Source organism: Planktosalinus sp. (genome assembly GCF_059864935.1).
The window spans coordinates 1-10,268 of sequence record NZ_JCBCCK010000377.1 but is presented as its reverse complement, the minus strand read 5'-3'; the positions used below and the strand labels follow the sequence as shown (position 1 = coordinate 10,268).

11 protein-coding genes and 1 tRNA gene are annotated in these 10,268 nt (G+C 38.1%); 10 read left to right on the top strand and 2 right to left on the bottom strand.

From position 1 onward, the window contains the following. Nucleotides 1–172: 172 nt before the first annotated feature. A tRNA-Ala gene (locus AC6F75_RS11890) sits at nt 173–246 on the bottom strand. A 131-nt stretch (nt 247–377) separates the two neighbouring features. Next, nucleotides 378–1,631, bottom strand: coding sequence for a tryptophan 7-halogenase (locus AC6F75_RS11885; RefSeq protein ID WP_500715236.1), 1,254 nt, complete (start codon nt 1,629–1,631; stop codon nt 378–380). A 107-nt stretch (nt 1,632–1,738) separates the two neighbouring features. Here AC6F75_RS11885 and flxA point away from each other — a divergent pair, with 107 nt between their 5' ends. The 10 genes from flxA to AC6F75_RS11835 form a co-directional block, all read left to right on the top strand. Continuing rightward, nucleotides 1,739–3,259 carry a flexirubin biosynthesis tyrosine ammonia-lyase FlxA gene (gene flxA, locus AC6F75_RS11880; RefSeq protein WP_500715235.1) on the top strand — a complete coding sequence of 507 codons (1,521 nt, stop codon included), beginning with the start codon at nt 1,739–1,741 and terminating at the stop codon, nt 3,257–3,259. Between the two features lie 31 nt (nt 3,260–3,290). Beyond that, nucleotides 3,291–4,406, top strand: a complete 1,116-nt coding sequence (locus AC6F75_RS11875; RefSeq protein WP_500715233.1) for a WG repeat-containing protein — start codon at nt 3,291–3,293, stop codon at nt 4,404–4,406. Nucleotides 4,407–4,412: 6 nt separating this feature from the next. After that, a complete protein-coding gene (flxB, locus tag AC6F75_RS11870; protein WP_500715231.1) occupies nt 4,413–5,153 on the top strand; it encodes a flexirubin biosynthesis SDR family reductase FlxB in 741 nt (246 codons plus the stop codon). 19 nt (nt 5,154–5,172) lie between these two features. Then, the gene (locus AC6F75_RS11865) at nt 5,173–6,408 is read left to right on the top strand and encodes a beta-ketoacyl synthase N-terminal-like domain-containing protein (RefSeq protein ID WP_500715230.1); all 1,236 of its coding nucleotides are present in this window, start codon (nt 5,173–5,175) and stop codon (nt 6,406–6,408) included. Continuing rightward, complete coding sequence (locus AC6F75_RS11860) at nt 6,408–6,659, top strand: phosphopantetheine-binding protein (protein WP_500715229.1); 252 nt, start codon at nt 6,408–6,410, stop codon at nt 6,657–6,659. Before AC6F75_RS11865 ends, AC6F75_RS11860 begins: the two co-directional genes overlap by 1 nt. A 4-nt stretch (nt 6,660–6,663) precedes the next feature. Further along, a complete protein-coding gene (locus AC6F75_RS11855) occupies nt 6,664–7,548 on the top strand; it encodes an LpxL/LpxP family acyltransferase (protein WP_500715228.1) in 885 nt (294 codons plus the stop codon). An 84-nt stretch (nt 7,549–7,632) separates the two neighbouring features. Then, nucleotides 7,633–8,547: an NADPH-dependent FMN reductase family protein gene (locus AC6F75_RS11850; RefSeq protein ID WP_500715227.1), complete on the top strand. Its 915-nt coding sequence runs from the start codon at nt 7,633–7,635 to the stop codon at nt 8,545–8,547. Nucleotides 8,548–8,555: 8 nt separating this feature from the next. Next, complete coding sequence (gene darB, locus AC6F75_RS11845; protein ID WP_500715226.1) at nt 8,556–9,689, top strand: dialkylresorcinol biosynthesis protein DarB; 1,134 nt, start codon at nt 8,556–8,558, stop codon at nt 9,687–9,689. Further along, entirely contained in the window at nt 9,690–10,127 is a 438-nt protein-coding gene (locus AC6F75_RS11840; RefSeq protein ID WP_500715224.1) for an ApeP family dehydratase, read from the top strand. It begins immediately after the preceding gene. A gap of 1 nt (nt 10,128) precedes the next feature. Continuing rightward, nucleotides 10,129–10,268 (top strand): ApeP family dehydratase (locus AC6F75_RS11835; protein ID WP_500715237.1); only part of this gene is annotated, 140 nt, incomplete at its 3' end.

Below are 10,268 nucleotides of genomic sequence, written 5' to 3'. Positions count from 1 at the left end.
GTGTATTTAGGGTCAGGTACGGCCTCATAAGTTTGTTTTAAATACACAAAATCAAACCGTTACATTCATTTGTAGCGGTTTTTTTATGGTAAAAATGTGGGGATAATATGGGGATATATAAAAAATAAAAACCATATCTATCTGTAAAACAGTTCGATACGGTTTAAAAAAGTGGAGAAGATGGGACTCGAACCCACGACCTCTTGGCTGCCAGCCAAGCGCTCTAGCCAACTGAGCTACATCCCCTGATTGAGGGGTCAAAAATAATTAAAAAAACCCATTCTTTAAGCTTCTCATAAAAGTTTATCAAAGTTTTTATTTCTGAAAATTTTGAGAACTGATTATTAAGTCAAAAATATATGAAGGGATAAAAAAATCTAAGCTTTTGCCTTTTCTTTGATTTCCATATCAATGAGATAGGCCATATTTTTAATGATCTTATCGTGTTTGGTCACAAATGGATTGTTTTGATCCCAGACATATCCCGCCAGTACTGCACAGATTTTGCTTTTAACATCCGGGTTTTCAGGTTGATGAAAAAACAGATTTTGAAGATTGCCGGTGTACCATTCCTTTACATAGGTAGTAAAAACAGCGACTCCTTTTCTCATATAGTCTTCAAATTGGGTTTGCCAATCTACTTTTTCACCATTCAGTTGTTTTACGGCAAGTTTTGCGGCAAGTATCCCTGATTCTGTTGCAAAAGCAACCCCCGATGAAAAAACCGGGTCTAAAAACTCTGAGCTGTTTCCCGTAAGGGCAAATCCTTCACCATACATTTTTTTTACTGAACGCGAATAGTTGACCAGTTTGACTGGTGGGAACAAAAACGGAAGCCCGCCAAAGCGTTTTTTGTAATAATCAGATTGATTAATGGCATTTTGCAGGGCCTCTGCTGTATCATCATTTTCTGAAAGGCCGTTAATAAAATCAGTGGGAGCAACAACACCAACACTTGTCTTTCCGTTTGAAAACGGAATGACCCACAACCAGACTTCGGTTTCTAAAATATCAAATGAAATAAGGGTTCCTTCAGTTCCTTCTGGACGGTTTACATCTACAACATGCGAAAAAATGGAAGAGTGGGGATCCAGTCCTGAAGGTGTGTCCAGATCGAGCAACCTGGGCAAAACCCTTCCAAAACCACTGGAATCAATGATAAATTTTGCGTGAATTGTTTTAATGTTACCGTCTTTATCTTTTATTGTAGTTGAAGAATTTGCCCCTTGAAAATCAACGGCAATTACTTCGCTGTTAAACTCGAGGTCAATGCCTTTTTTGAGTACTTCTTGCGCTAATGTATGGTCAAAATCGGCTCGGGGCACTTGCCAGGTCCAGTCCCAGCCACCGGAAAATTTTTTGCTGAAATCAAAATGACACACTTGATTACCTCTTATAAAACGGGCACCAAATTTTTTTTCAAAACCCATTTTATCAAGTGCCGGCAACAGCCCGGCCTCATCAAAATGATCCATCACTCTCGGAATCAAGCTTTCACCCACCACGAGTCGTGGAAAAGTGGTTTTTTCAACAACTTTTACTTTTATGTTTTGTTGATGTAGGTATGAAGCAGACACACAACCGGAAGGGCCTGCACCAATAACCAACACATCAACATATTCATTTAACATAACTTTATAATATCTTCTTAATTGTCTTACCTTTGCAGTGTAAAATTATAAAATATTAATTTGATAATCCCATCAAATTAGAGAGTTTATTAAAAAGGAATTTTTTAATGGTCAAAATTTACCAATTTTTAAAACTGGAAGATTTTAACGCAGTGGTATTTCACAATAAAGATGTGGAATTGAGTGATGAAATTGTTTCAGGAGTTGAAGAAAGCTTTAGTTTTTTAAAGGCTTTTTCAGAAAATAAAATTATTTATGGAGTAAATACGGGCTTTGGCCCAATGGCTCAATATCGCATCAGGGACCAAGACCGTACTCAATTGCAGTACAACCTGATTAGAAGCCATGCTTCCGGAATTGGAAACCCTTTATCACCGCTATTCGTAAAATCTTCAATACTTGCGAGGTTGCACACCTTGTCATTGGGTTGCTCGGGGGTACATCCATCGGTAATTCAACTGATGAAAGAACTTATTAATCGCGACATTACCCCGCTAATTTTTGAACATGGAGGGGTTGGTGCCAGCGGTGATTTGGTTCAGTTGGCACATTTGGCCTTAGTATTGATTGGTGAAGGTGAAGTTTTTTATAAAGGTGAGCGCAAATCGACTAAAGTGGTTTTTGAACTGGAAAACCTTAAACCCATTCAGGTAGAAATTCGCGAAGGCCTGGCACTAATGAATGGTACTTCGGTGATGACCGGTATCGGAATAGTTAATGCCTTTAGGTCTCGACAACTTTTAGACTGGATGCTAAAAGCCTCTTGTGCAATTAATGAAATTGTAAATGCCTATGATGACCACCTTTCGGAAGGATTAAACGCTGTAAAAAAACACGATGGTCAGCAGGAAATTGCCTCAAAAATGAGAGAATATCTTTCAGACAGTAGCAGAATCAAAAAAAGGGAGGATCATTTATACAATGGCAAAAATATTGAGGAAGTTTTTAAAGAAAAAGTACAGGAATATTATTCCCTACGCTGTGTTCCTCAAATTTTAGGGCCTGTTTTAGACACCTTGAACAATACAGAGCTTGTACTCGAAAATGAAATAAACTCTGCAAACGACAACCCAATTGTTGATGTCAAGAACAAACAGGTTTATCATGGGGGCAATTTTCATGGCGACTATGTGGCACTTGAAATGGACAAACTAAAAATCGTTATTACTAAACTTTCGATGCTTGCAGAACGACAGTTGAACTATTTAATGAACAGCAAGCTGAATGAAATATTACCTCCATTTGTAAACTTAGGGGTTTTAGGTTTTAACTTTGGAATGCAGGGGGTTCAGTTTACGGCAACATCCACCACGGCAGAAAACCAAACCTTGTCAAACCCAATGTATATTCACAGTATACCAAACAACAATGACAATCAGGACGTAGTGAGTATGGGAACAAATGCCGCAATAATGACTTCAAAAGTAATAGAAAACGCTTTTGAGGTTTTAAGCATTGAATTAATTACTATTATTCAGGCAATTGATGTATTGGGAGGTGTTGACGGATTTTCTTCAGTCACAAAGGAAATGTATAACGAAATAAGGGGAATAGTACCTGTTTTTAAAAATGATATGGCTTTGTATCCCTATTTAGAACAGGTAAAAAAGCACTTAATGAAACATTAGAAATGAAGTTTAACCAATAAACATTTTAGTCATGAAAAAACTACTATTAATGGTTTTCCTCGTAAGCTTGTTTGCAGATGCACAAGAGCTTGCATTGGTAAGAGAGAAAAAGCAATTTGGATTTATAAGTAAATCCGGTGAGATGGTAATTGAACCTCAATTTAGAAATGCCCGAGGGTTTAGCGATGGACTGGCTGCTGTTGAAAAAGATAAAAAATGGGGGTTTATAAACACTAAAGGCGATTGGGTGATTGAACCAACATTTAACAAGGCAAAAGATTTTAGTGACGGGATTGCTGTAGTGCTGGTTGATAAAGACTGGGTTTATATAAATAAAAGTGGAGTTACACCATTTACACCTGACACTGATAAAATTTATGACTTCTCAAACGGAATGGCATTCATTAGAAATGACAAAAAAATTGGGATTATAAACAACAAAGGAAATATCATTCTGTCGCCTACTTATGATGTCATCAGGGATTTTAAGGGCAATTATGCCAGGGTAAGGAACGATGGAAAATGGGGAATAATAGATAAGTCCGGAAAAATTGTCATTCCTGTTGAATATGATGATTTGGGAAATCTTCACAAAAATGTCGCTTTTGCTAAAAAAGGAGACGACTTTGGACTGGTAATAAACAATAAATTTCAGGTTGTTGAAGGAGCTACAAGAATATGGGATTTTCATACTCAAGACCTGACTTATGCCCAGAAAGACGGAAAAATAGGCTACATAAACTTAAAAGGAGAGTGGGCAATAGAGCCAAAATTTGACAGGGGCCGTGCTTTTGTGAAAAATATTGCACCGGTATTTAGTGACGGAAACTGGGGTTATATTGACACTTCTGGAAACTTTGTAGTGGAGCCTCAATATAGTGATGCAGAAATTTTTAGCGAAGATGGCCTTGCTCCGGTTAAAATCGGTAAAGAATGGGGCTTTATCAACACAAAAGGTGAGCTTGTTATAAAAGCAGAATATCAAATCACGACAGCAAGTTTCGGGGGGTTGTTTGGCTCAGATGAAAAAGGGTTCAGAAACGGGGTGGCTCGGGTTAGACATAAAAAAGACTGGGGGTTTTTAAACCCGGATGGCAGTGTTTTAGGCAACAAATGGTTTGAAGGAGTTGAATTGTTTCAAAAATAAATAAGGATGAGCACAAAAAAATGTGCTTTAGTTACAGGCGGCTCCAGAGGAATTGGAAGTGCCATTTGTATAACTTTAGCCAAGGAAACAGATTACCACATTTTAATAAACTATACTTCAAACGAAGCAGCTGCAATATCAACACTTGAACAAGTAGTTGAAAACGGCGGAAGTGGTGAAATCATCAAATTTGATGTCAGTAACGAAGAGGAGGTTAATAATAATTTGACCAAATGGCAGGACAATAATCCGGGCGCAATTGTTGAGGTTGTTATTAACAATGCCGGAATCACAAAAGACGGTCTTTTTATGTGGATGCCTCAGGAGGACTGGAACAGTGTTATTCAAACCAGCTTAAACGGGTTTTTTAATGTCACCCGGTTTTTCATTCAAAAAATGTTGCGAAACAAATACGGGAGAATTGTAAATATGGTTTCCGTTTCCGGTGTGAAAGGAACAGCGGGGCAAACAAACTATTCTGCCGCAAAAGGCGCTTTGGTGGCAGCAACAAAGGCATTGGCTCAGGAAGTAGCAAAACGCAACATCACTGTAAACGCCGTAGCACCGGGATTTATTAAAACAGATATGACAGAAGCTATGGACGAAAACGAACTAAAAAAATTAATCCCGCTAAACCGATTTGGAGAAGCTCAGGAAGTGGCAGATTTGGTAGGATTTTTAGTTTCAAAAAAATCGGGTTATATTACCGGCGAAGTGATCAACATCAACGGTGGAATTTATTCATAAACAGAAGTTTGAAATAGAAATGAAAGAAAGAAGAGTCGTCATAACCGGAATGGGAATTTACTCCTGTATTGGCACTTCATTAAATGAGGTGAAGGCATCTCTCTATGCCGGTAAGTCAGGGATTCAATTTGATGCTGAAAGAAAAGAATTCGGTTTTCGGTCTGCACTTACAGGACTTGTTCCACCACCCGATTTAAAACCTTTTTTAAGCCGAAGACAACGCGTGAGCGTCGGTGAAGAAACAGAATATGCCTATATGGCAACCCGGGAAGCCCTTGAAAATGCCAATATACCGGATGCCTTCTTTGATGAAAATGAGGTGGGGATTCTTTATGGCAACGACAGTGTTTCCAAGGCAATTATAGAGTCAACAGATGTTATCAGAGAGAAAAAAGACACTGCACTGATTGGATCCGGGGCCATTTTTAAGTCGATGAACTCAACAGTAACCATGAACCTTTCGACCATTTACAGGTTGCGGGGCGTAAACATGACCATAAGTGCTGCCTGTGCCAGCGGCTCACATTCCATAGGGATGGGATATATGCTCATAAAAAGCGGGCTTCAGGACATGATTGTTTGTGGTGGGGCTCAGGAAATCAACAAATATGCCATGGCCAGTTTTGACGGCTTGGGTGTTTTCGCTTCACGCGAAAATGAACCCACAAAAGCATCCAGGCCATTTGATTCTGGCAGAGATGGATTGGTGCCAAGTGGTGGTGGTGCTACACTCATACTCGAAAGCTATGAATCTGCCGTAAAAAGGGGAGCGCCCATCATCGCAGAGGTTTTGGGCTATGGATTTTCTTCAAATGGCGGGCACATTTCAACCCCTAATGCCGAAGGTCCTGCAATTGCCATGCAAAGAGCTTTAAACGACGCGGGAGTATCTGCTGACGAAATTGAATACATAAACGCACACGCCACATCAACCCCGGTAGGTGATGCCAATGAAGCAAAAGCCATACATGGAATTTTCGGCAAAACAAATCCGCCTGTTAGTTCAACAAAGTCCATGACCGGTCACGAGTGCTGGATGGCAGGAGCAAGCGAAGTTATCTATTCCATTTTAATGATGCAGAACGATTTTATTGCTCCAAACATCAATTTTGAATCACCCGATGAAGACTCAAAAAAATTAAACATAGTACCGACAACACTAGACAAAAAATTTGAGTTACTTTTGTCCAATTCTTTCGGGTTTGGCGGAACAAATTCAGCATTAATAGTTAAAAAATATAGTACCCACACATAATGAATAAAGAAGAAGTTATAGATATTGTAAATACCTTTTTGGTAGAAGAATTTGAAGTGGAACAAGAGGTCATTTCACCTAAAGCTCCTTTAAAAGAAACTTTAGGATTGGATAGTTTGGATTATGTTGATTTGGTAGTAATAATAGAATCAAATTTTGGCGTAAAACTCACCGAGGCCGATTTTGTAAACATTGTCAGTTTTGATGATTTTTACGATATGATAAACAATAAAATCAAAGCTAAGGCTTAACTCTATGGCCCGATGGGAAGGCAAGTCCAGAGGAACTCTTTTAGGATACAAGATATTTGTATTCTGCATTAAAAACCTGGGCGTAAAAACGGCATACATTGTTCTCTATCTTGTAGCCACTTACTACTTTCTATTCCTCAAAAAAAGTAATCGCATTGTTTTTTATTATTTTCGGGAAAGGCTGAAATACCCTAATTTTAAGGCTAAAAAAATGGTGTTCAAAAACTACTTTGTTTTTGGACAAACCATTATTGATAAAGTGGCCATAGGAGCAGGTTTAAGAAGCCGTTTTACCTATGAATTTGACGGTATAGAAACCCTCAAGCGCCTGCTTGCCGAAAAAAAAGGCGGGGTTTTAATAAGCGCGCACATTGGAAACTTTGAAATTGCAGAGCACTTTTTTGCCGATATCGATGTTGACTTTCAAATCAATCTGGTAACAACAGACCAGGAACACTCTCAAATCAAAGAATACCTTGAAAACGTAACAAAAAAATCTTCAGTAAAATTTATTATCGTAAAAGAGGACCTTTCTCACATTTACGACATTAACAACGCTTTGTCAAAAAACGAATTGATTTGTTTTACCGGCGACAGGTATATGGAAGGCTCAAAAGCCCTTGAGGCAGGGTTCTTAGGGAAAACTGCTAAATTTCCTGCCGGGCCGTTTTTAATTGCATCCCGACTGAAAGTGCCCGTTGCCTTTGTTTATGTTATGAAAGAACCACGACTGCACTACCACCTTTACACAAGAGAAGCTGAGGTAAAGCACCGCGACGCACAGGCTTTACTTGAAACTTACATTGAAAGCGTAAGCGGAATGATTGAAAAATACCCGCTACAGTGGTTCAATTATTTTGATTTTTGGGAGGCACTTCCTCCAAAATAACACGAATTCATAGGTATCAGCCCCTAAACCCACCTAAGTTCATTTCGATAAAAAATGCTACTTTTGACATTCTTACTTGAAAAAATGAAAAACGTCCTTGTTTTATATTACACACAATCGGGTCAGTTGGGGGAAATTGCAAAAAGCATCACTTCGCCAATACTCAAAAACAAAGATGTTAACACTACTTTTTGTGAAATTAAATTAAAGAAACCATTTCCATTTCCCTGGAACAACACTTCATTTTTTGACGCCTTTCCGGAATCTTTCCTTGAAATTCCCACTGATATAGAACCCATAGACGATGAAGTCCTGAATCAAAACTATGATTTAATAATTCTTGCTTATCAAATCTGGTTTTTGGCTATTTCCATACCGATAAATTCATTTCTCAAAAGTGAATATGCTTCCCAATTATTAAAAAACACAGCTGTTGTTACCGTAATTGGATGTAGGAATATGTGGATTATGGCTCATGAGAAAATGAAAAAACAGCTTGCAACATTACAGGCAATTCCGGTGGGCAACATTGTTTTGGTGGACCGCGCGCCCAACCTCATTAGCGTCATTACCATTGTCAAATGGATGTTCAGCGGCAAGAAAAAGAAATACTGGGGCGGGCTGTTGCCCAAACCCGGGGTTTCTGAAACTGATATTGAAAATGCAGCACAATTTGGTAAAACCATAAACAATGCTTTAACTACCAACCGTTTTGACGATTTGCAAAACATTCTTGTTGAACAAGGTGCTGTTAAAATTGATGATTATTTGTTAACTGTTGAAAATCGGGGCTCTAAAATATTCAATAAATGGGCGCAATTTATCATTAGAAAAAACAAGTCAAGAAAATTGTGGCTAAAGGCATTTAATGTATATTTATTCCTGGCTATTTGGATTATATCGCCAATTGTCTTTATCTTGCATATTCTTATGTATCCCTTCACAAAAAGGGGTAGATTAAACAGAAAAATTAAGCACCAAAATGCACACCTCCAGTAGATTGAAATATGAATGATGTTTACATAACAAGAGCCGGAAAATATTTGCCAAACAACCCCATTTCAAATGACGAAATGGAGGATTATCTTGGGCTTATCAATAATCAAGCTTCAAAAGCCAGAAGAGTGGTCTTAAGAAATAACGGAATTATAAACCGGTATTATGCACTTGATAAAAAAGGAAATCCAACCCATTCCAATGCCGACTTAACATTTAGCGCAATAGAAAACCTGTTTGACGAGGCATTTTCCAAAAATGATATTGAGATGCTATCCTGCGGGACTTCAACACCCGACCATTTTTTGCCTTCACACGCTGCTATGGTTCATGGCCTGTTGAAAAACAAATCAGTTGAGTTAAATTCATCTTCAGGAGTGTGTTGTTCGGGAATGAATGCTCTAAAAGTGGGCTTTCTTTCAGTAAAATCCGGAAATTCCACAAATGCTGTTTGTACAGGTTCTGAAAGGGTTTCTCATTGGATGCTGGCAAATAAATTTAATCAGGAAGCCATTAACTTTGAAAAATTAAATGAACACCCCATCATCGCCTTTAAAAAAGATTTTCTAAGGTGGATGTTATCAGATGGAGCAGGAGCACTCTTGTTGGAAAACAAACCTAAAGGAGAGCTTTCTCTTAAAATTGAATGGATGGAAGCCTATTCATTTGCCCATGAAATGGAAGCTTGTATGTATGCAGGCGGTGATAAACTTGAGGATGGCACTCTAAAATCCTGGGCAGATTATAATCCTGACCAGTGGCTGTCTGAATCAATTTTTTCAATCAAACAAGATGTAAAAATCCTCGATAAATACATTTTGATGAAAGGAACCGATAGCATGAAAACCTCTTTGGACAAGCACAATATAGACGGGAGTCACATCGATCATTTCTTGGCTCATGTTTCCTCACAATATTTTGTTGACAAACTTCAAGACGAGTTCTTAAAAAAAGACATCCATATTCCTTTTGAAAAATGGTTTATGAATTTGAGCAAAATCGGAAATGTAGGATCTGCATCTATATACATTATGCTTGAAGAATTAATGCACTCAGGGAAACTAAAAAAAGGAGATAAAATATTTTTACTGGTTCCTGAAAGCGGCAGGTTTTCCTATGCCCATGCTTATTTAACCGTTTGTTAAATGAAGAACATTCAATTGCCAATTACTGATAAAGCCAGGGTTGAAGCCCTTATCCCACAAAAACATCCATTTGTCATGGTTGATAAACTTTTGGAGTTTTCAGAAAATTACATTTCTGCGGGGCTTGAAGTTCAAAACAGCAACATTTTTATAAAAGACACTATTTTTCAAGAAGCGGGATTGATAGAGCATATGGCACAAACTGTGGCACTTTATACCGGATATCAGTATTTTTTAAAAAATCAAGCGGCACCCACCGGTTACATCGGCTCAGTTAAAAACATTGAGATCTTTCAGCTCCCCAAAACAGGCGATGAATTGGTTACTAAAGTGAAAATTCTTCAAGAATTTGGAGGAGTTACGCTTGTTGAAATTTCAACTTTCCTGCAAGGAAATCTCATTGCAATTTCACAAATGAAAACAATCATAGCTGATTAAGATGGAACACCTCGCTGTTGGCATTAAAGACTATCTTCCCCATAGGCCCCCGATGCTTATGGTTGATGAAATCACTGAAATTTCCCAAAAAGAAGTCACCACCGTTTTCAAAATAAATAACAATAATCTTTTTGTGAAAAA